The organism is Mesorhizobium sp. WSM4829 (genome assembly GCF_055811475.1).
The window spans coordinates 67,234-87,824 of record NZ_JBVVQJ010000028.1; the positions used below are offsets into that span (position 1 = coordinate 67,234).

General features: G+C 60.8%; 21 protein-coding genes and 2 pseudogenes. 9 read left to right on the plus strand and 14 right to left on the minus strand.

Translation table 11 applies throughout. The annotated features are described in order from the left end of the window. Window positions 1–495: 495 nt before the first annotated feature. From AC0L17_RS24085 to AC0L17_RS24095, 3 genes and pseudogenes are all read right to left on the minus strand, one after another. Window positions 496–761, minus strand: a pseudogene (locus AC0L17_RS24085) (protein-S-isoprenylcysteine O-methyltransferase); the annotation flags it as partial. 79 nt (window positions 762–840) lie between these two features. Continuing rightward, window positions 841–1,512 carry a hypothetical protein gene (locus tag AC0L17_RS24090; protein ID WP_473517641.1) on the minus strand — a complete coding sequence of 224 codons (672 nt, stop codon included), beginning with the start codon at window positions 1,510–1,512 and terminating at the stop codon, window positions 841–843. Between the two features lie 148 nt (window positions 1,513–1,660). Next, window positions 1,661–1,807, minus strand: a complete 147-nt coding sequence (locus AC0L17_RS24095; protein WP_473517642.1) for an ABC transporter — start codon at window positions 1,805–1,807, stop codon at window positions 1,661–1,663. 227 nt (window positions 1,808–2,034) lie between these two features. Here AC0L17_RS24095 and AC0L17_RS24100 point away from each other — a divergent pair, with 227 nt between their 5' ends. Both AC0L17_RS24100 and AC0L17_RS24105 read left to right on the plus strand, forming a co-directional pair. Then, window positions 2,035–2,442 carry an SAM domain-containing protein gene (locus tag AC0L17_RS24100; RefSeq protein WP_128247203.1) on the plus strand — a complete coding sequence of 136 codons (408 nt, stop codon included), beginning with the start codon at window positions 2,035–2,037 and terminating at the stop codon, window positions 2,440–2,442. A gap of 66 nt (window positions 2,443–2,508) precedes the next feature. After that, window positions 2,509–4,152 (plus strand): SulP family inorganic anion transporter, encoded by a 1,644-nt coding sequence (locus tag AC0L17_RS24105; RefSeq protein ID WP_473517643.1) that lies wholly within the window; start codon window positions 2,509–2,511, stop codon window positions 4,150–4,152. A gap of 1,107 nt (window positions 4,153–5,259) precedes the next feature. Here AC0L17_RS24105 and AC0L17_RS24110 read toward each other — a convergent pair. The 3 genes from AC0L17_RS24110 to AC0L17_RS24120 form a co-directional block, all read right to left on the minus strand. Then, window positions 5,260–5,469: a hypothetical protein gene (locus tag AC0L17_RS24110; RefSeq protein WP_023799928.1), complete on the minus strand. Its 210-nt coding sequence runs from the start codon at window positions 5,467–5,469 to the stop codon at window positions 5,260–5,262. A gap of 15 nt (window positions 5,470–5,484) precedes the next feature. Then, the gene (locus tag AC0L17_RS24115; RefSeq protein WP_473517644.1) at window positions 5,485–5,796 is read right to left on the minus strand and encodes a hypothetical protein; all 312 of its coding nucleotides are present in this window, start codon (window positions 5,794–5,796) and stop codon (window positions 5,485–5,487) included. A 65-nt stretch (window positions 5,797–5,861) separates the two neighbouring features. Further along, entirely contained in the window at window positions 5,862–7,412 is a 1,551-nt protein-coding gene (locus AC0L17_RS24120) for a CYTH and CHAD domain-containing protein (RefSeq protein ID WP_473517645.1), read from the minus strand. A 91-nt stretch (window positions 7,413–7,503) separates the two neighbouring features. Here AC0L17_RS24120 and AC0L17_RS24125 point away from each other — a divergent pair, with 91 nt between their 5' ends. Beyond that, window positions 7,504–9,183: a SulP family inorganic anion transporter gene (locus AC0L17_RS24125; protein ID WP_473517646.1), complete on the plus strand. Its 1,680-nt coding sequence runs from the start codon at window positions 7,504–7,506 to the stop codon at window positions 9,181–9,183. A gap of 72 nt (window positions 9,184–9,255) precedes the next feature. Then, window positions 9,256–10,089 (plus strand): polyphosphate kinase 2, encoded by an 834-nt coding sequence (gene ppk2, locus AC0L17_RS24130; protein ID WP_473517647.1) that lies wholly within the window; start codon window positions 9,256–9,258, stop codon window positions 10,087–10,089. A 37-nt stretch (window positions 10,090–10,126) separates the two neighbouring features. On the opposite strand, the gene AC0L17_RS24135 is transcribed toward ppk2, so the two are convergent. The 7 genes and pseudogenes from AC0L17_RS24135 to AC0L17_RS24165 form a co-directional block, all read right to left on the minus strand. Beyond that, window positions 10,127–10,603, minus strand: a complete 477-nt coding sequence (locus tag AC0L17_RS24135) for a histidine kinase (RefSeq protein ID WP_128178093.1) — start codon at window positions 10,601–10,603, stop codon at window positions 10,127–10,129. 274 nt (window positions 10,604–10,877) lie between these two features. Then, a complete protein-coding gene (locus AC0L17_RS24140; RefSeq protein WP_473517648.1) occupies window positions 10,878–11,357 on the minus strand; it encodes a BA14K family protein in 480 nt (159 codons plus the stop codon). A gap of 257 nt (window positions 11,358–11,614) precedes the next feature. Next, window positions 11,615–11,855 (minus strand): annotated as a pseudogene (locus AC0L17_RS24145) (calcium/proton exchanger); the annotation flags it as partial. A gap of 261 nt (window positions 11,856–12,116) precedes the next feature. Next, complete coding sequence (locus AC0L17_RS24150; RefSeq protein ID WP_236369102.1) at window positions 12,117–12,431, minus strand: DUF6665 family protein; 315 nt, start codon at window positions 12,429–12,431, stop codon at window positions 12,117–12,119. Window positions 12,432–12,461: 30 nt separating this feature from the next. Further along, window positions 12,462–14,345 carry an ABC transporter ATP-binding protein gene (locus AC0L17_RS24155; protein ID WP_473517649.1) on the minus strand — a complete coding sequence of 628 codons (1,884 nt, stop codon included), beginning with the start codon at window positions 14,343–14,345 and terminating at the stop codon, window positions 12,462–12,464. A 54-nt stretch (window positions 14,346–14,399) separates the two neighbouring features. After that, a complete protein-coding gene (locus tag AC0L17_RS24160) occupies window positions 14,400–16,274 on the minus strand; it encodes an ABC transporter ATP-binding protein (protein WP_473517650.1) in 1,875 nt (624 codons plus the stop codon). Next, window positions 16,258–16,728 (minus strand): hypothetical protein, encoded by a 471-nt coding sequence (locus tag AC0L17_RS24165; protein WP_473517651.1) that lies wholly within the window; start codon window positions 16,726–16,728, stop codon window positions 16,258–16,260. Before AC0L17_RS24165 ends, AC0L17_RS24160 begins: the two co-directional genes overlap by 17 nt. 417 nt (window positions 16,729–17,145) lie before the next feature. Here AC0L17_RS24165 and AC0L17_RS24170 point away from each other — a divergent pair, with 417 nt between their 5' ends. Both AC0L17_RS24170 and soxR read left to right on the plus strand, forming a co-directional pair. Beyond that, a complete protein-coding gene (locus tag AC0L17_RS24170) occupies window positions 17,146–17,604 on the plus strand; it encodes a tRNA (cytidine(34)-2'-O)-methyltransferase (RefSeq protein ID WP_473517652.1) in 459 nt (152 codons plus the stop codon). Window positions 17,605–17,774: 170 nt separating this feature from the next. Beyond that, on the plus strand, window positions 17,775–18,221 hold the full coding sequence (gene soxR, locus AC0L17_RS24175) for a redox-sensitive transcriptional activator SoxR (protein ID WP_473508306.1): 447 nt from the start codon (window positions 17,775–17,777) through the stop codon (window positions 18,219–18,221). Here the strand turns inward: soxR and AC0L17_RS24180 are convergent. Then, a complete protein-coding gene (locus AC0L17_RS24180) occupies window positions 18,218–18,475 on the minus strand; it encodes a hypothetical protein (RefSeq protein WP_006202578.1) in 258 nt (85 codons plus the stop codon). The two genes, soxR and AC0L17_RS24180, sit on opposite strands and share 4 nt — an antisense overlap. A 105-nt stretch (window positions 18,476–18,580) precedes the next feature. On the opposite strand from AC0L17_RS24180, the gene hemF reads away from it, so the two are divergent. From hemF to AC0L17_RS24195, 3 genes are all read left to right on the plus strand, one after another. Beyond that, window positions 18,581–19,495, plus strand: a complete 915-nt coding sequence (gene hemF, locus AC0L17_RS24185; RefSeq protein WP_473517653.1) for an oxygen-dependent coproporphyrinogen oxidase — start codon at window positions 18,581–18,583, stop codon at window positions 19,493–19,495. 246 nt (window positions 19,496–19,741) lie between these two features. Beyond that, window positions 19,742–20,002 (plus strand): DUF1344 domain-containing protein, encoded by a 261-nt coding sequence (locus AC0L17_RS24190; RefSeq protein ID WP_473517654.1) that lies wholly within the window; start codon window positions 19,742–19,744, stop codon window positions 20,000–20,002. 246 nt (window positions 20,003–20,248) lie between these two features. Beyond that, on the plus strand, window positions 20,249–20,434 hold the full coding sequence (locus AC0L17_RS24195) for a DUF1059 domain-containing protein (protein ID WP_023799945.1): 186 nt from the start codon (window positions 20,249–20,251) through the stop codon (window positions 20,432–20,434). The last annotated feature ends 157 nt before the right edge of the window (window positions 20,435–20,591 follow it).

A 20,591-nucleotide genomic window follows, 5' to 3' on the forward strand; every position in this document is an offset into this window, starting at 1 on the left:
CCAGGGGCATGACGCGGATGGCCTCAAGGAAATTTAGGCGCTTCACCCGCTCCACAGCTGTCGTCAAGGCAAACATGACGCCGTCGACAATTCCCCAGCGAGGTTGCAGCCCAGGGCAGCCAACAGCACGGCCCCCGCCTTGTCGCCTTCGCCAACCGCGACGCTCATGGTGCCTGTGAAGGAAAGCGCTATCAATAGTCCGAAAAGTACCTCCGACAGACGGTCGATGGGGTCGAGCACGGGTCTAACGGAATCGGGACCGTTCATGGCAGGACAACCGGCACATGACAACACTTGAGCAATCGCACCTTACAGCAAGCGATTTCCGTTTGGAGGCTAATTCCGCTTGCCGAGTTCCCGTGCTTTGGGCAGAGGCGAACGAGTGGCTCCGCTTCAGCATGGTGGCGCGGCGGTGTAGAACCTGTCCCATAGCGCATCCTTTGATTCGGATGGCAATGATGCGCCATTAAAGTCCGGGAGGCCCATGCCGCGCGCGGCCAGGGCGAAGATGATAGCCCCGAGCGCGACCGCCCACCATCTCGCCGTAAAGTCGGCCGACTCGGGGATTCCGGTCGCGACATAGAAGCCGGGCAGAATCGCCAGGCCGAAGAGCACCGCGACAAGTCCGACGATTTCGGAAGGCGAGCGGCGATTGGTTACGACTCGCACGCGCTTGGCCGGTGCTCGAATGGATATCGAATCACATACCAGCCGACGATCCCGAGCACCCATATGATCTCGCCGACTGAACTCGCTTCCATGCTCAATCTAGCTCACCGGCGCCCTTTCGGCGATATGGACGTCTTGAGGAGGCGCGGCCGCCTCGACATTCTCGATCTGCTAACGGGGGGCCGTTGCGGCGGGGGCATTTCCGGATTCAACCCCCGGCGGGCCGGTATAGCCGATCGCATTCGGCCCGCCATTCATCTGTCGAAGCTTTGTGATGAAATCACGCGGCATAAGCCAGATACCTGGCGTCTTGTAGCCCATGAAGCTTGCGATGTCGGCCACGAAGGCGTTGCAATTGTAGAGCGACGCGTGCCAGAGCGGCGACTTGGCCTGCAGCTTGCGTATATATGCCACGACCCTCCTGTATTCAGGTTCGCTAAGCGGAACTGTCCAGCTCGCCGACCGGTAGGCGATTTCCAGATCGCCGTCGGTCCATCCGGTCGAGGCCGGCACCGGCGCGAGATGGCCGAGCATATAGATATTGGGATCGTTGGATTTCGGCGCGAGCCCGGCGACTTCGGCATTGATCATCTTTCCCGATTTGTCCATGCGCCCGAAAATCACGAAGGAGTGCCCGTATGTATAGGCGTAGCGGGAGCGGAACTCGATGAAGTACCGGCCTTCTGCTGAATTCACCGTGCTCGTCGGCGCCCCGGCAGCCGCTAGGGTCCGATCATCGGACGTGAAATTCAGTTGAGGTTTATCCTGCGATTGCGATTGGCATGATGCCGCCGCGAGCGCGAGCAGGGCCACGGACAGCGAACGGCCACTTACAAGCGTCATTTCATTCCCGAACTCCGAGGAGCGCAGATCAAAAGCGGGTCCTGCCCGCCACTGCCGACCTCACGACCGAGCCGAAGAGTCGCCCGATCCGGATTGCTGGCTGATGGGAAAGGCCAGCGGCCCTTTCCCCATCCCGACCTAGGCCGGTTTACTTGTACACGGGCGCCGGTGCAGGCTCTTCGACGACGACAGGCGGCGGAGCCTTCCCCTTCCCTTTGCCGATGTCCATATTTGCGCAGCCGCTTAGGCTGGCGACGGCGAGCACCGCGACCACTGCGATTAGAATCCTGCTCATCACATATTCCCCTCGGGCGAATCGGTTCAAGCTACAACATGCAAACTAACGGGGGACTACACCGCAGCTAGTGCAGGAAAGACACACCTAGCCAGTTTAACTGTCGGTTGATGGTTGGGAGAGGCATTCTGTCGGGTTCCGTTGCAAAATTGGGCTGTGTTGCAAAGCTTTCGGTACCAGGCGCATGGCATGGCCTCTGGTGTTTCGCCGGAGAGTTCAGAAGGGGCGTGGATATCGCGAAATGGCTACGGAGCCTCGGCCTGCAGCAATACGAGCAGGCTTTTCGCGACAACGACATTGAAGCTGAAACGCTTCCCCAGCTCACGGCCGACGATCTCGTGCTCGCCGCTATCGCCGCCCTGCGCGCGAATTCGGATACAGCGGCCACCTCGACCACGCGATCCCTGGCGGCGATCTCAGGGACAGCCCCGCCGCTTCCAGAGGCTGAGCGGCGGCAGCTAACGGTCATGTTCGTTGACGTCGTCGGCTCGACGGCACTCGCAGGCCGCCTAGATCCGGAGGACATGCGCGAGATCATCGGAACCTACCATCGCTGCGTCGCCAGACTGAACCGAAATTCCTGGAGTAGGATACAGTTAAGTACCTTCCTTGCCGAGGAGTTACACCCTAGCTAGACTAGGTTGAGAACCCATAACGGACATCGGCAAGGTCGCTCGATTGTTGAGCGCTGGCAAAGCGGCGTGAAAAAGCCCTCGATTGTTGCAATCCAACGCCTCGACGTGGTCGCAGGCCTGACGGCCTCAGCCGTCGTCCTGCCAAAGGCGATGGCCTACGCGACGGTTGCGGGCCTGCCGGTGAGTGTCGGACTTTACACGGCCTTCGTGCCGATGATCGTCTACGCGTTGCTTGGCACATCGCGCGTCCTGAGTGTAAGCTCTACGACCACCCTTGCGATCCTCGCTGGGACACAGCTCGGGCTCGCAGTTCCGGACGGTGATCCGGATAAGCTGATCACGGCAACTGCGACGCTCACCGCGCTGACCGGAGCCCTGCTGATCGGGGCCTCAGTGCTTCGCCTCGGGTTCGTCGCCAATTTCATTTCGTCTCCCGTTCTGACCGGCTTCAAGGCCGGTATCGGTCTTGTGATCGTACTCGATCAGGTGCCGAAGCTGCTCGGCGTGCACATTGCGAAGGAAGGCTTCCTCCGCGACATTCTGAGTTTGGCGCACCATTTACCCAACACGTCGCTGCTCACTTTGACCATCGCCATCGCGGCAATACTGGCGCTGTTGGCTATGGAGCGGCTCTGGCCCCATTCGCCGGCTCCTCTCGTAGCGGTGAGCGCGGGGATTGGGCTCTCATGGTTCGTCGGTTTGGATTCTCTGGGCGTCGCAATTGTGGGGTTCATCCCACAGTCGCTCCCTTCGATCACCCTGCCGACTCTCAGCCTCGTCCAGCAACTCTTGCCGGGCGCGCTCGGCATCGCATTGATGAGCTTCACTGAATCGATCGCCGCCGGGCGAGCCTTCGCCGCCCCCGCCGAGCCGCTCATCAAGGCCGACCGCGAGCTTCTTGCAACAGGGGCCGCCAACTTGGCGGGTGCGTTGTTCGGCGCCATGCCGGCGGGCGGTGGTACTTCCCAGACTGCCGTGGTCCGCGCGGTCGGAGGACAAACGCAGAAGGCATCTCTCGTCACGGCCTGTGCCGCGGCGGCCACCATGCTGCTCCTGGCCCCGCTGCTCAGCCTGTTGCCTCAGGCTGTGCTGGCGGCAATCGTGATCGTCTACTCGATCGGACTGATCAAGCCGGCCGAGTTCGTGTCGATCCGCAAGGTACGGCGAATGGAGTTTCGATGGGCGCTGGCGGCCTTCCTTGGCGTACTTGCCTTCGGCACGCTGCAGGGCATCGTCGTGGCGATCGTTCTGTCGCTCGTTGGCTTGGCCAGTCAGTCGGCCAACCCAAATGTCTACGTGATCGGCCGCAAGCGGGGCACCGACGTAATCCGTCCGTTGTCACCCGAGCACCCCGACGATGAGACATTCGAGGGCCTGCTTATCCTCCGGCCGGAGGGACGGCTCTTCTTCGCCAATGCCCAACGGGTCGCGGATCAGATCCAGGCCCTGGTCGTCGAGCACAAGCCGCGCGTCCTCGCGCTCGACATGAGCCGGGTCTTCGACATCGAGTATTCCGCCCTCCAGATGATAATGGAGGGTGAACGCCGCATAGCCGAGCAAGGAATGACGTGTTGGATAGTGGCGCTGAACCCCAGCGTACTCGAATACATCCGGGCCTCTGGCTTCGCCGATCGACTAGGGCCCGAGCGTCTATTCTCCAGCGTACGGGGAGCCATCCAGCACTATACGACGAGTTTCAATCAAAACTAGGCACCCATTGGCGCTCGGTCGTGAGCCACCTCTCGGTGGGCGTGAATATGACTGGGGATCCTGCCGTGAAGAGCGGTCGGATGGAACTCCGCTGATCATCCCATGTACTCTGTCAGGCGCGAGACAGGCAGCATTGGCTTGGCTCGAAGGAAGGCACGTACGAAGACCGGGCATTCAGCCGGCCACAGCCGGTGTCCTAGCTGAGATAGTAGATCAAAGAATAAGACTACATTCCTCAAAGATCAGTGTTGCAAGTCATATGCTTGACCCGTCGATCGTAGTTGCTCAAGTGTTTTTCCTGCGCAACTTCCCGACCCGTCTCCGCCCACCGGATCGGCCTTGCCGCTTACAGTTATGGTGCCGGCCTGCCTGTCTGGCGAAATATAGACGGCAACCCCGTCTTGGCCAATTGTGGACAAATAGAAAGCACGATGCAGGCCGCTAACCTCGCAATGTACTAAGAAAGGAAAGTCATCAAATGATCCCTCGCTGGCATGCGCGATGGCCGCTAACTGCGACAACGCAGTGGCGGCGAAAGTTGCTCTTATGACCATACCACGCGCCTTCACGCGAGGATTCCGCCAAGACGCGACATATGCCATTTGATTGGACCCCACTTTGCTCGCCGTTATTTTTGATGCCGGTTGTGACGGTGGTGTGGACAACCACGCTATTCCCACATCTGCTCTATGAGTGGCTCTTCGAAAACCAAGTTTCGCGCATAAAGTGTCTTCTGGCAAGTTTAGGCTCAGCGCAGAAGTCCGTCACCCAACTAAGGACTCAGACCGGCACTTCACCCTTACACAGCCGGACGGGCGGATGCGGACCCGAGCGCCACCAACGTCTTACTGAGGGGCGGCGCGCCGACGTTCTTTGGATTCTGTGTTGCGTGCGTGTATCTTGTGGTCCTGCCCAGGGTCAACGACAGGAGGGTCATACGACTGACGGCAAGACCATGCGGGCTCTTCGATTTGTCGGGTATCAGAAGCCCTTTGAGTTTTGCGACGTACCAATTCCGGAGGCTGGGCCAGGCTCTGTACGCGGGTGGAGATCACCGGGAAGAATGCGCCGTTCATAAGATGGCACGGGACGCGGCCAGTGGATTAGTCACTGAACTGGTTCAAGGTTCCGCAACCCGTCGCTGACTAGCTGCAGCGTGGCGATCAGGCGCTTGTATTCCTCGATGATATCAGTCGAGAAATGCGCGAGTTGGACTGCATCGCCCCAATGGTGTGACGCTTCCCACGCAATCATGTCGCGGCAAAGCTCAATCTGTTGCTCGCGGATTGCTATTCGGTCGGCATTGGTTGGACGCAAGCGCCATGTTCCCGATCAAGAGCCGCCGGCTACGCGCTCGGCTATTGCGAACGCCTGCAGGTTCTTGACCTTGCCGTGGTCCTGATCGGCGGTTGCAATAATCGAGAGGAACGCCGCGCAGGCGATATCCTTCTTTGACGCGTTCGGATGCGCTTTCATTGCCGCCTTGGTCAATTGCTTGGGCGTCATGTCTGGCGTCACGACTCGTATCAGGGTGTCGGCAATAGCCTGCATCTCGCCCGCTTCCACAGCAAAACTCCACTTGGCGACGCCAAGCATATTAGCAGGATTGCGGGGAACGCCATCAACCAACGTTTGGTCTGTCAAGTATACAATCGCCGCGTCTTCCGGAGGCCAAAGCCGGGCCAGCGATCTCCATGCAGGGGGGCCGGTCACTTCCAGAAGGGGCGGGTCTCGTCGAGGCTTCCCCACAAGGTTTTTGCGCCAGCCCAGCCCAATTCGGCGCGCGCCTGACTCGCTCCAATCACCCATCCGATGGCGCGTTGCGCGGCCGGATCGCCGGCGCCGGGCGCTTCCGCTCCCGTCAACATGGCTCTGGCGACCGCCGCGTCGTTCAGGTCGCCGAAGATCGCCTGAAGTTTCTTCAATTGCTTCAGGAACGGTTCAGCACGTTTCGCCGCGTACAAGGGAGAGAAGAACTCAACCGCATAGCGCAGCTTCTTTAGTTCCTTGCGCAACTCGTGGCGCTGCTCCACATCGAGAGTCTCCAGTCCACGTGCGTGCTTGCTAACTTTCTTCCAGCGCTTGCTGAGTGCCTTGCCAGCCAACTCGACGACCGGCGCTGCAAGCCGCTCGGTCTGGCTAAAATCTTGAGGAACGAGCCAGCCTCGCGCCTCCACGAAACGCGCCAGGTCGATCAGGAACGCCTGCACGCGCGCGTCGGGGAGAACCTTGCGAAGGTGATCGCGCAGTCCCCCAGCCTGCCTCGAGAGAGCATCGGCAAGGGGCGGCAGACCCGGTTTATCCGCGTGGACCTCGGCCTCCCGCCGTACGATATTGTTCGCCACCATATCGATATCCCTGAGACGCCCGACCTCCTGGCCAAGCCAGCGGGCTTCCATGCTGAGCCGCGTCATTTCCGGGCTCTTCAGAACGGAAGCGCAGACAGAGAACGCGCTTCGCAATCGGCGCAGGCCGATCCGCAACTGGTGCGGCCCTTCGGGATCGTCCAGATCCCGGATCACCACGACATTCGTGGCGACCTGATCGAGGCACTCGCGAAGGACGTCGCGTGCCGCCTGCTCGGCGATCTGAGCCCGATCGAGTGCAACGTCCTCGGCATTGCGGGGCGCGAGCGGCGGGTCGATCCATCCCTGTTCCGCGAGCAGATAGCCGCGCGCCGCCTTGGAAAGGCGGGAGAACCTCAGGCCCCCCTCAGGAAACAGTAGATGTGCAATGTCGAACAGTCCGCCCAGGCTGCCCTCGATGAGTTCGATCTCGAGTTCACGCAACTCGGCCGAGCGCCCCCCGGCGTGGATTTCGCCGATGTCTATTGCCAGTTCCGCACGCGTACCGTCCTCAAGGGACAACTCGCTGGCGGAACGCCTGATCACGGTCTCGCAGACGAACTCAAGCGGCGCGCCGTTCACGCGGCGAACGACCTCCTCTCGGACCGCTGCGTCCGGAATCGCTTCGAGACACAGCCGCCCGCCCGGAGCCGGATTCTCCACCTCGCCAACCTGCGACAGACCGCCATGCTGCTCTGGCTTGGTCTTTACGGTCTGTATCCAACGCCGCCCGTCGCGCCGGAGTCTGAGCGCAATTCCTGCCTTCTTCAGCGCATGATCAGGGGTGTCGAGATAGATGCTTTTGAGCGTCCTGGTTTTCGGGCGGCCAGTAACCAGCTTCAACGCCTTCGCGCGCACGCCCAGTTGGCTCGACGTCAGTTCGTCGAGGAGAAATTGTAGCTCGATCTCGCTCATGGCCGAGTGTTGTAGTGTTGTCAGGCCCGGTTCAAGACTATAGAGTAGCTTAAGCTAATAAAAAAGCTATGCCAGCTAAGGATTCAACTCGGTGGGCTTGCGCCTTCCCGTGCTTACGAGCCTTTCCGGTTATCAACCGGGCTGGGTGCGGAGCGATGTCTCTGCCGGGCTTGCAGTTGCCGCGGTTGGGCTTCCCAGTGCTATCGCCTATCCTGCGATAGCGGGCCTGCCGCCTGAGACCGGCATCTACGCGAGCATCGCGCCGCTGGTTGCCTACGCGATCTTTGGCCCCTCCCGTCAGCTCATAGTCGGTCCGGACGCGGCTACGATGACGGTGCTTGCGGCGGTTTTAGTCGCGGTTACCGCGACCGTGCCAATCGGGCTCGAAGTGGACCGAACTGCGATCGCAGCAATCCTCGCGCTTGGCGTCGGTTTGTTTTGCCTGGCGGCGTGGGTGCTTCGGCTCGGCGTTCTTGCAACCTTCCTGTCGCGTCCCATCCTGACGGGGTTCTTCATCGGCATTTCGCTTTCGATCCTGATCGGCCAAATCGGTCGCTTCACCGGAGTCAAGATCGAGGCGGAAGGCCTGCTCGCACCGGTCCTCGAACTTCTGCGCAAGGCCGGATCGATACATTGGCCGTCTCTTCTGCTGGCCTTGGGGATGTTCGGTTTGTTGCAGATCGCGCGGGCCATGCGTTTTCCGGTTCCCGGGCCAGTGCTGGTCGTGGTCCTCTCCGTAGTGCTTTCGGCCGTTTTCGACTTTGAAGGACGCGGCATCGCCGTAGTCGGCGATATTCCGACAGGGTTGCCCTCGTTGTCGTTGCCAGCGATCGCTGACCTTCCGATCCAGACATTGGCCCTCGGCGCCGCGGCGATCTTCCTCGTGAGCTACGGCGCCGGCATCATTACGGCCCGCAGCTTTGGGGCAATAGGCGGCTACCCGGTCGATCCAAACCGCGAACTCATCGGATTTGGCGCTGCGAACATAGGGGCGGGCCTTTTCGGCGCCTTCCCGGTGACGGCCTCCGACTCGCGCACGGCGGTCAACCTTGCCGTTGGCGGACGCTCGCAGGTGACGAGCATCGTGGCTGCCGCGACCCTGATCGCGACACTGCTGTTTCTCGGTCCGACCCTAAGGATTATCCCGATCCCTGCGCTCGGGGCGATTCTTGCGGCTACTGCAATCAGCCTGATAGATCTCGCCGCCCTTAGGCAGATTTGGCGCATCAGCCGCATGGAGTTCGTCTTCGCCGTCATTGCGATGTGGGGTCCGATCGGTCTGGGCGTCCTTAATGGGGTTGTCATCGCGATCGGCGCGACGCTGGTCTATGTTTTGCGCAAGCTGATGTTTCCCCGCGACGCTATGCTCGGCCGTGTCCCAGGCCATGACGGTTTCTACAAACTGCATCGAACGCCCGAGGCCCGTCAGGTACCCGGCCTCGCCGTATGCCTTATTCAAGGCAGCCTGCTGTTCTTCAACACCGACTACGTCGCATCGCGGCTGCGGTCCATTGCCGAGGAATTGCCGGCAAACACACGCTGGCTGCTGATTGATGCAAGTGCAATTTCCCAGATCGACAGCTCGGCAGCGGCAATGCTGGAGGAGCTATGTGACGAATTGCGCAATCGCGGGATCAGGCTTGGCGTAGCCGAGCTTCACGCCGAAGCGCGCGATATCCTTGTTCGCGCCGGCGTGATCGAGCGCATCGGCTCCGACATGGTCTTCGACATTCTCGAAGAGGCGTATCATGCGTTCGAGGCCCAAGCGTGACAGTTCAGGGACTCTCCTGCTGTCACCCAACTGTCATTTTAATGGCTGCGTGCCAGTGGAGTGGAGGAAGACATGAGTAAGAAGAATAGAGACAGGGCGGCGGCTACGATATCCGAACCGGCGGAGGAAGCGAAATCGGGAGGAAAAAAATATACGAAAGAACTCGCCCGGTTGCAGATCGAGCTTGCCCACCTTCAGGCCTGGGTGAAGAAGTCTGGTGCCCGCATCTTGATCATTTTCGAGGGCCGTGACGCCGCCGGGAAAGGCGGCGTGATCAAACGCATCACCGAGCGCGTCAGCCCACGCGTGTTCCGCGTCGTCGCCCTGCCGGCTCCGACCGATCGGGAGAAGACCCAGATCTACATTCAGCGCTACGTCCAGCACCTGCCCGCCGGAGGCGAGATCGTGATATTCGACCGCTCCTGGTACAACCGTCCTGGCGTTGAACGCGTCATGGGCTTCTGTAGCGAGAAGCAGGTGCGGCGCTTTCTCGAACAGGCGCCAGGTTTTGAAGCCACCCTTGTCGAAAGCGGCATAACGTTGCTCAAATACTTCCTCGATGTGAGTGAGGAAGAACAGGAGCGGCGTTTCCGACAGCGGGCCGACGACCCCCTTCGACAGTGGAAACTGAGCCCAATGGATGTCGAATCGTACAACCGCTGGTGGGATTACACCCGAGCTTACGACGAGATGATCCGTGCAACAGACACAAGGCATGCGCCCTGGTGGATTGTGCCGTCAAACGACAAGAAGCGCGCGCGCATCAACTGCATTTCGCACATTCTGAGCTCCATCCCCTATGAGCGCGTCGAGTTCGAAAAACCTAACTTCAGCAAACGCCAGAAGCGGCCCGACAACTTCGTGGACGATGCAACTCCGCGCAACGTGGTGCCGGACGTGCTTTGACCCAGCTATACACGCAGTTCAGAACCATTACCGGTTCCTATTTGGTTTCGGGCTCCCAATTTAAGAAGAAGCCGACGTCGCCAGGGATTCCGCCGGGGAAGTTTATAATCATGGCCTTAAGCTTATAACCCTGCGGCTTCGCATTCTTCTGGTAGCGCTCATAGAACTGCTTGGCCTTGCCCTGGAGCGTTTCGGGCCATTGCGGATCAGCGCTGTTGATGGCTCGGCCGCTGTCAGTGCAAAGGGCCGACGGAAAACTATATACTAGTGCTTCGTACTTGCCGTTCTTGACAGCGTTCATCACCAGGCGGCGGACCATCGCGATTTCATTCTCGTTCACCTGGTCCTTGAGGAAACTTTCTGTGAACTTCGTGAGCTCCTGATTTTTTTTCGCCCGCAGCTTTTCCTGCTTGTCTGCCTCCGCCATCTGCTCCTCTAGGAGAGCCATTCGCAGTTGCTCAGCGCTCGGCGGCGCCGCATTTATGTCTAAAGCTGTGTCTTTGATGTTGGCCATTTTCTCCTCCACTCGAAACCGTTCGAGAATAGAACACAGAGGCAGATCGACGTCTTGCCAATCTCGTTCGTTGGGCTCAATTCATGACCACCCAACCGCAAGACGCAAATCAGCAGGGTAGACGACTGAGGCAGGCTGCCAGCCTCACGTTGAAGGGATCGGCCGCCGCGGCAAGAAGTCTGTCTTCGCAGTCCAGCTACCATTCCATGATGCCATGTGGGCACATCAAGGTCAAATTCACGATAGGCGGTAGAATGTGTCGCGACAGGCCGCGCTAGTAGCAATTACCGGAATCGGCTTCCCGGGGCGAGCATGGGCGATAGGACCTGTTTGAGTGATACCCATTGCCATAATACCGGTTGCGGTAATACCGGTCGCGGTAATACGGTTCGCCATAATAGGATCCGCCATAAAAAGGTCTGCCGTAATAGGGTCCGCCGTAATACGGATCGCCGTAGAAGCCGCTTCGGTAATACCCGCCGTAGTAGCCGTTGTTGTTGGCGATCATGCTGCCGAGCAGCGCTCCAGCGACAAATGCGCCGGCGGGGAACCAAAAGTCGTTGTGCCTATGGTATCCCGGACGATAGTGGCGGTAGCCGCGATAACCCCTGTACCAGCCATCTCGAATTTGGATGACATCGGACTGCGCGCTTTGTGCCCTGGGCACGAAGATCGGTGCGGCATCAACTGGAACAGTGCTTGTAAGTGCAGAAGTGGCGACCAGCGAGGTCGCTATACCTGACAGGAACCTCATGATCGCGTCCCTCGCTGGTGGCAATGTTTGCCGTATGCGAAACGTCGTCATTAACTGAAAGAAACGTCGTCGATCCAAATTTGTTCCCAAGACCGGCAAATTGTCTCAAGCCGCTCCGAACCTTTGACGGTCAGACAGGCCGCCGTCCCCAGAGCTACGGGCGCCGGCAACATCGATTCGCCTGCGTCCGGATGGGGATCCCCGCCGCCGAAAAACTCCCAATGCGTTTTAAGCGAGAATACCAGACCCAGTGAGTAGATGATCAGTTCGGTGAGGTTGCCCAGCGTCGCATTGAGAAGGCCGCCCACCCGTATCGCCCGTCTTGGCCGCCATCGACTCGGTGGCGTAGCTCAGCAGCGCAGCCAGCGGCACGATCGCCAGCACGGAAAGCACAAAAAGTAGCGTGTGTGCTTCGGGCTCGAGTGCTTGGGCGACGAACACCGCAGGCACAAAGGCCAACAACCAGAGAACGGGATTGTCACGGATTTCTTTGAGCAAGTGGGGCCATGGATACGATCAGCGAAATACTGCTTGTCTTAGAACGAGTGCTGGCTGGTCCATGGCTTCAACCCCGCTAGCAGGCTTCCGAGCCATCAGTGCTGGTTGCCAAAAATGTCAGCTATCAGGCAGCGAAATGGGCTGATGAAGGGCGGCTTCGGGTCAACTTATTCCGTAGCGCGAGCGATCTGGACGACTGGAACGGGTCGAGTTCGGCATTTCGTCTTCGGTACCATCAGATTCTCAACACTATTGTCTATTTCATTTGGCGCCGAGCCTGGCCAGCACGGCCTTGGGGATGTTGTATTCCCGGATCACCGCGTCGTGCTTGCGCAAGCCGCACAATTCGCGCTGGATGAAGTAGGCGTGGACCGCCTCGGCCGCGTCCCTGAGCAGCCGGGCACGTTGATCGCCATCGTCGCCATGTTCACGCAATCTCGCCAGCGTCTCATCCACGCGTCGGCCGGCGCGGCCGAGCGCCGCCGCCTTTTCGCCGAGGATTTCATGGCCGAGCAGGTCGAGCGCGCTTTCCTGCGCCCCCGACCGTCCGAAATTCGATGGCATTCGCACCGACATGATTCACTCCGGTTTTGCTGAAATCTGGCCCTACTCCGCCGGCCGAGTCTCCTCCAGCACGCTCTCCTCGTTGAACAGGAAGCCGCCGGACTGCCGCTTCCACAGCCGCGCATAGAGCCCATCGAGCGCGACCAGCTCGTCATGCGTGCCTTGCTCGACGATGCGGCCGCCGTCGAGCACCACCAGGCGATCGAGTGCGGCGATGGTCGACAGCCGGTGCGCGATGGCGATGACCGTCTTGTTCTCCATCAGCCGCACCAGATTTTCCTGGATGGCCGCCTCGATGTCGGAATCGAGCGCCGACGTCGCCTCGTCGAGTATCAGGATCGGCGCGTCCTTGAGGAAGACGCGGGCGATCGCCACGCGCTGGCGCTGGCCGCCAGACAATTTCACGCCGCGCTCACCGACAAAGGCCTCATAGCCCTGGCGATCGCGATTGTCGCGCAAGTCGAGGATGAAGTCGTGCGCCTCGGCCTTCTTCGCGGCCGCGATCACCTCGGCGTCGGTTGCTTCCGGCATGCCGAGCTTGATGTTGTCGCGCAAGGAACGGTGGAAAAGCGCGGTATCCTGGCTGACGACGCCGATGTTGGCACGCAGCGAATTCTGCGTCACCTTCGAGACGTCCTGGCCGTCGATGGTGATCTTGCCGGCCTCGAGCTCGTAGAGGCGCAGGATCAGATTGGCCAGCGTCGTCTTGCCAGCGCCGGACGGACCGACCAGTCCGACCTTCTCGCCCGGCCGCACGACAAGATCGATGCCGTTGAGCACGCCGAATCCCTTGCCGTAGTGGAACTCGACGTTGTTCACTTCGATCCGGCCGCCGGTCACGACAAGCTCCTTGGCGTCGGGCGCATCGGTCAGGCCGAGCGGCTGCGAGATCAGCGCCTTCGAGTTTTCCAGCACGCCGAGATTCCGCAGGATGCTGTTGAGCTGCATCATCAGCCGGCCGAGCAGCATGTTGAGCCGCAACACCAGCGACAGCGTGAAGGCGACGGCGCCGACGGTGATCGAGCCTTCGATCCAGAGATAGACGGCAAAACAGGCGATCGCGGTGATCATGATCCCCGACAGCGTCGTCAGCGCCATGCGCACGCCGGTCAGCCTGCGGGTGAACGGGCGCAGCGCATCGAGATAGATATTGAAGCCGCTCCTGATGTATCGGTCGTCGCCATCGGCGGAGAACAGCTTCAGCGTCTGCACGTTCGAGTAGGAATCGACGAAGCGGCCGGTGATCATCGAACCGGCCTCTGCGGTTTGCTCGGCATGCTTGCGGATCGCCGGCAGATAGCGCCTGGCCAGCCAGCCGAAGGCGGTGATCCAGATCACCACCAGCGCCGCCAGCCGCAAGTCGAGGCCGGCGACCAGGACCAGCGTCGTCACCGTATAGACGACCATGAACCAGACGACCTCGATGAAGCTTTGCATCAAATCGCCGGTCGCCTGCCCGGCCTGCCAGACTTTTGTTGCGATGCGGCCGGCGAAATCGTTCTGGAAGAAGTTGTAGGACTGGCGCGAGACATGGCGGTGCGCCTGCCAGCGCACCAGGTTGTAGAAGCCGGGGGTGATCGTCTGCTCGTCGACCAGCGCCGCCAGGCCGACGACGATGGTGCGGATGACCAGCACCACGGCGGCCATGAAGACAAGTTCGGGGCCGGCGGCAGTCCACAGCGCGTCCCAGCTGCGCTCGCCCGGGATCTGGTCGAGAATGTCGACCAGCCTGCCGACGAAGTAGAACAGCCCAGCCTCGACCAGCGGCGCAATGCCGCCGATGACAAGCATGGCGAAGAAGGCGACCTTCGCCTGGCCGACATAGTGCCAGAGGAAACCGCTGACGCTGATCGGTGGCCGAAGGTCCGCGGGCTCCCTGAACGGATAGACCCAGTTCTCGAACCAGCGATAGACGGCAATCATCATTCGGCGGCCATCATTCTGGTGCCATCATTCTGCGGCCCATCATTCTGCTGCCCATCATTCCGCTGCTTGACCCTTCACAATGGCATCGTTGGCGGCCGCACCCTCGTCGAGCAGGAAGCCGCCCGACTGACGCTGCCAAAGCTGCGCATAGAGCCCGCCGCTGGCGACGAGTTGCTCATGCGAACCCTCCTCGATGACGCGGCCCTTGTCCATGACGACGAGCCGGTCCATCGCCGCGATGGTCGAGAGCCGGTGCGCGATGGCGATGACGGTCTTGCCTTGCATGAGCTTGTAAAGGTTCTCCTGGATTGCCGCCTCGGCCTCTGAATCCAGCGCAGACGTCGCCTCGTCGAGGATGAGGATCGGTGCGTCCTTCAGCATGACACGGGCAATCGCGATGCGTTGCCGCTGGCCGCCGGACAATTTGACGCCGCGATCGCCGACATGCGCATCGAAACCGGTGCGGCCACTGGCGTCCGAAAGCTTTGATATGAAATCAAGCGCCTCGGCGCGGCGTGCTGCCTCGACCAGCATCTCGTTGCTGGCGTCCGGTCGGCCATAAAGGATGTTCTCGCGCACTGAGCGATGCAGCAGCGAGGTATCCTGCGTGACCATGGCGATCTGGGCGCGCAGCGAATCCTGCGTCACCGCCGCGATTTCCTGGCCGTCGATCAGGATCCTGCCGCTTTCAAGGTCGTAGAAGCGCAACAGAAGGTTGACCAGCGTCGACTTGCCGGCGCCCGAGCGGCCGACGATGCCGACCTTTTCGCCCGGCTTCACCGTCAGCGACAGGCGTTCGATCATGCCTTTCTGCTTGCCGTAGTGGAAGCGGATGTCTTCGAAACGTATCTCGCCCTTGGTCACGACAATGTCCTTGGCGCCAGGCCTGTCTTCGACGACGCGCGGCAGCGAGATCGAGTTGATGCCGTCCTGCACCGTGCCGATATTCTCGAACAGGGTGGACATCTCCCACATGATCCATTGCGACATGCCCCAGAGCCGAAGCACGAGGCCGATGACCAGGGCGACGGCGCCGATCGTCACCACCTGGCCGAGCCACAGCCACAGCGAGATCGCAGTGACCGAAAACAACAGCAGTGAGTTCAAGACGTAGAGCAGGCCGTAGAGCTGCGTCACCAGCCGCATCGACCGGTAGACCGTATCGAGAAAGCCGGCCATGCCTTCCCGGGCGAAGGACGCCTCGCGCCGCGCATGCGAGAACAGCTTGACCGTCTGGATGTTGGAATAGCTGTCGACGACGCGGCCGGTCATCGTCGAGCGCGCGTTGGCCTGCTCCTCGCCGACCTTGCCCAATCGCGGGATGAAATAGCGCAGCAGCAAGACATAGCCGGCAAGCCAGACGGCAAGCGGTGCCGCCAGCCGCCAGTCGGCCGAGCCGACAATCAACAGCATGCCGAGGAAATAGACCACGACATAATTGAGAACGTCGATGAGCTTGATGACGCATTCGCGCACGGCGAGTGCCGTCTGCATCAGCTTGGTCGCGATGCGTCCGGCGAACTCGTCCTGGTAGAAGGCCATCGACTGCTTGAGCAGGTAACGATGCACCTGCCAGCGGATACGCATCGGATAGTTGCCCATCAGCGTCTGCTGGTTGAGGAGCGCATGGAACCAGACCGTCGCCGGCAGCGCGAAAACCACGATGAAAGCCATGCCTGCGAGCTTCCAGCCCTCGGTCTGCAGGAATGTCTCGCGATTCTGCACCGACAGCCAGTCGACGATCCGGCCCATGAAGCCGAACATCCACACCTCGGCAAGGGCGATAGCCGTCACCAGCATCGCATCGATTGCGATGTAGGGCCAGGCGCCGCGCGTATAGTGGACGCAGAAGGCGATCAGCGTCTTCGGCGGCTCGACCGGCTCCTCGGCAGGGAACGGATCGAGCCTTGTTTCAAACCAGCGGAACATTGTCTTGGTACTCCCATGCTCGTTTTCGCTCACGCCGCGCGGGAGTGCGTAGCGTCCTGGGAGCGCATGGCGTCATGGTTCGCGTGGCAGCAAGGACCGGCGTCCCGGAATCACCCGGGCCGCCGATCCTGCTTCGCGCAATATAGGATGTCGCGGGCTTTTCGCCGACAGGCTCGTTTGACGATCCTGACAGCGCTGTGTCGACGACCCGGAGTTTCGCGCCGGTTTTTGCGCCAGGGCGGATCAGCCTGATGATCCGGCGCACCAGCGACGGCCGGCTGCGGTCGGGAACCGCGCGCGAGAAATCGACGTCCGGCAGCATGCCGCGATGCGGGCGCCGGCGGGTTTCGGCGTGAACCGCCGACGAGTAGGTTTCGCCGACCAAAAGCGCCCAGGTCGCCATCCTGCGCTCGTGCAGGTTTCTTGAACCGGGAATTTTGCAGGGATCGAACATCGGTCCGTCCTCCATGTGAAAATAGGGAAGAAAATCCGGCCTGTTCGCTGGTGAATGGCCAGCGAAAGGCGGGGGTTGAACAGCGGCGTGCTCAGGCGGGGCGTTCAGCCCCTTCGACAGCTTGAAAAACATCGCAGGATTCCTTCGAAGACCGAAAAAGGGTTTCGGCTAAGAATCGGTGCGATCGAAATCTAAAAGGTCAGGAGAATCGTCGAACCGAAACCGCCGGCAGGCTGGTAAGCCCACATGAGGGGCGCTGGATGTGCATGATCATCATGAATTACCCCTCCATCGGTTCGGGTTGACAATGCCCGGCGTATAACCGACTTCGCAGAAAATGACCACCCGCCGGTCCAGAAATTTCCAAAACCGCGAACCTGTTGTGGCCGATCTGCCACTTATTAGAAGGATGCGGAAATGAACAACCGTCTCCGCATCGCGCTCTACCAGCCGGATATCGCCGGCAACACCGGGACAATCCTGCGCTTCGCGGCTTGCCTCGGTCTCGGCGTCGACATCATCGAACCGGCCGGCTTCCCGCTCTCCGACCGGGCGCTGAAACGGGCCGGCATGGATTATCTCGAAATGGCGGCGCTGACCCGGCATGTCGACTGGCAAGCCTTCGAGCACTGGCGCACAGGCGAAGCGCGGCGGCTGGTGCTGCTGTCGACCAGAGCCGCGACCGCCTATACCGATTTCGCCTTCGCCGATGCCGACATTCTCCTGTTCGGACGCGAATCCGCAGGCGTGCCGGATCCTGTCCACGAGGCGGCGGATGCGCGACTGATCATCCCGATGCAGCCCGGCGCGCGCAGCATCAACGTCGCGCTTTCCGTCGCCATGGTGGCCGGCGAGGCGATCCGGCAGCTCGGATAGGATTTGCAGATCTTCAGTGGGTGCCGCGATTATGGCGGCTTTCTCGCCGACGACCGCACCGCCACTTGTCATTCTCACCCAGGCGCACATCGCCTTCTCCTGCGGTTTGCATATCAAGGGTTTCTTCGTTACAAGCTCAACTTAACTTGAGGTCAAGCGGAAAAATTCGAATGGTTGCGGTGACGGAATTGACGGTCGGCCAGGTGGCCACGCGCAGCGGGGTGGCAGTGTCGGCGCTGCATTTCTACGAGGCGCGCGGATTGATCCGCAGCCACCGCACATCAGGCAACCAGCGGCGCTACGGCCGCGACGTGCTGCGGCGGGTGGCGATCATCAAGGTGGCACAGGAGGTCGGCATCTCGCTGGCCGAGATCGGCGAGGCATTGGCATCGCTGCCTGAAGGCCGCACGCCGACGCGCGGGGACTGGAATGTGCTTTCAACCGCCTGGCGCGACCAGCTCGATCGCAAGATTGCCCAGTTGAAGAAGCTGCGCGACGGGCTGACCGACTGCATCGGCTGCGGCTGCATGTCGATCGACAAGTGCCCGCTGCGCAACAAGGAAGACCGGCTGAGCGCCCAAGGCCCGGGCGCAAGGCGGTTGTTGGTCGCTCGCTAATCCGCCGCCGGCAATCGCCTGATGGTGAATTCGATGACGTCGCCCGGCCGCTCGAACCAGCTTTCGATCTCGGTCCAGTAGGCCTGTTTGGGAAAGCGCTCGAACCACTCCTTCGCCTTGAGCCGCGCATCCGAGCGCGGCAGGACGAAGGTCTCGCGCAAAAACCCGTCGCGCGGCATGCGCTCGCGCTCGGCGCGCGAACGGTCGAGCCTCTTCTTCAGGCCATCCAGCGGCGGTCTTGCCGGAGTGCGCACGAAAGAACTCCATTCACACTTGACCCTTGCACCTAAGAGATTAGGGATCGCGGCCGGAAAAGACGAGTCATTTGTCGGGGTACGCCCGACAACCGGAGACAGCATTTGCAACGACCCGAAATACCGGCGGGGCTGCCGGCCGACATCGAACAGAAGAAGATGAAGGCGCGGCTGTGGTTCGAGACGCTGCGCGAGCGCATCTGCGCCGCCTTCGAGCAGATCGAGCAGGACCTGCAGGGGCCGCAGGCCTCATGGTCGCCCGGCCGCTTCGAAAAGACGCCGTGGCAGCGCGACGCCGGCAAGGGCGGCGGCGGCACCATGTCGATGATGCGCGGCCGCGTCTTCGAGAAGGTCGGCGTCCACACCTCGACGGTCTATGGCGAGTTCTCGCCGGAGTTCAGGAAGCAGATGCCGGGCGCCGAGGAAGACCCGCGCTTTTGGGCGAGCGGCATTTCGCTGATCGCCCATCCGTGGAACCCCAACGTGCCGGCGGTGCACATGAACACGCGCATGGTCGTCACCTCGCGCCAATGGTTCGGCGGCGGCGCCGACCTGACGCCGGTGCTCGACCGTCGCCGCAGCCAGGAGGACCCGGACACGGTCGCCTTCCACCGCGCCATGCAATTTGCCTGCGAGAAGCACGCTGGCGTCGCCGACCACGCGAAATTCAAGGCCTGGTGCGACGAGTATTTCTATCTGCCGCACCGCAACGAACCGCGCGGCACCGGCGGCATCTTCTTCGACTGGCTGCATTCAGACGAGGACAGAGGCGGCTGGAGCGCCGATTTCAACTTCGTCCAGGATGTCGGGCGCACTTTTCTCGTCGTCTACGGGCATCTGGTGCGGGCCAATTTCAACGACAACTGGACCGAGGGCGACCGTGAAGAACAGCTCATTCGCCGCGGCCGCTATGTCGAATTCAACTTGCTTCACGATCGCGGCACCATCTTCGGGCTGAAGACCGGCGGCAACGTTGCCGCGATCCTGTCCAGCCTGCCGCCAGAGGTGAAATGGCCGTAAAATCTCGGTGAGTTGGACGTGAGTCGCAATCAGGTCCAAATCGCAGGATTCTGGCGGCGAATGTGGCGCGCAAAATATCTTTTTCGTCTAATATCCATTTGAAAAAGCAAGACTATTTTTCGTTACGGGCCGGGAAACGCCGGCGGTTCTCGCCTCCCTGGAACCGCGACCCGACGCGACCGGACGGCCCATGATTGAGTGGGGCACCTCCGAAAAATGGTGCCTTCATTTCCAGGAGAGCATGCCATGCGCAAGCTTATTATGTCGGTTGCGGCTGCCGCCGTTCTTGCCTCTGGTGGCGCTGCCTTCGCAGCGGTCAAGCACACCACGGGCACGATCAAGACTTACGATGGAACGGCCATGAGCCTTGTTCTGGATAACGGATCTACCTTTACGCTGCCCAAGGCTTTCAAGAATCCTGGCCTGAAGGCCGGCGAAAAGGTCCGCGTTTCGTGGGACATGAGCGGCAAGCACAAAATCGCCGAGGCAGTCAGGATCGAGAAGTGATGGCCTGCCCGCTGGAGCAAGACGAGGTCTTGCCTCCGGGGTAGCGTCAAGAGGGCGGAGCAGCGATGCTCCGCCTTTTTCGGTCTCTGCAGCAACCAAAACCATCCGATCGTGTTATGCTGGTTCGGCCAGCGCATGACCCGAAAACCGAACCGGTTTCCGACAGAGACCATGCGTCGATCAAAGGTGCTGGAGCTTCCGTGTCAGAGCAGATGCGGCACTCCGAGGAGGAAAGGGAGAAATCCGATGAAGGAATTCCACTGCGGCTCGCTGGTTCCGGGTTGTGACTGGCATACGCGCGCCGACGAGGAAGCCGAGATCATGCGTCGTGCCGTCGAGCATATGCGTGAGACGCATGGCGAGACGATCATTCGCGAGACGATGATCGAAGCGATCCGTTCGCGCATCGAAAAGGCTCGCGACGCGGCCTGATTGCCTAAGAGACTGTTTCGAAATTCGCTCTGGCGAGTCATATGGTGGTGGTTTCGAGAACCGGAGCGCAGCGGACATTTGGGTCCGTGTTGGGGTGGACGGCCCCCGACGGCATCGTGATGTGCCAGAATGAGGTCGTTGAAGATCTCAAGCAAGG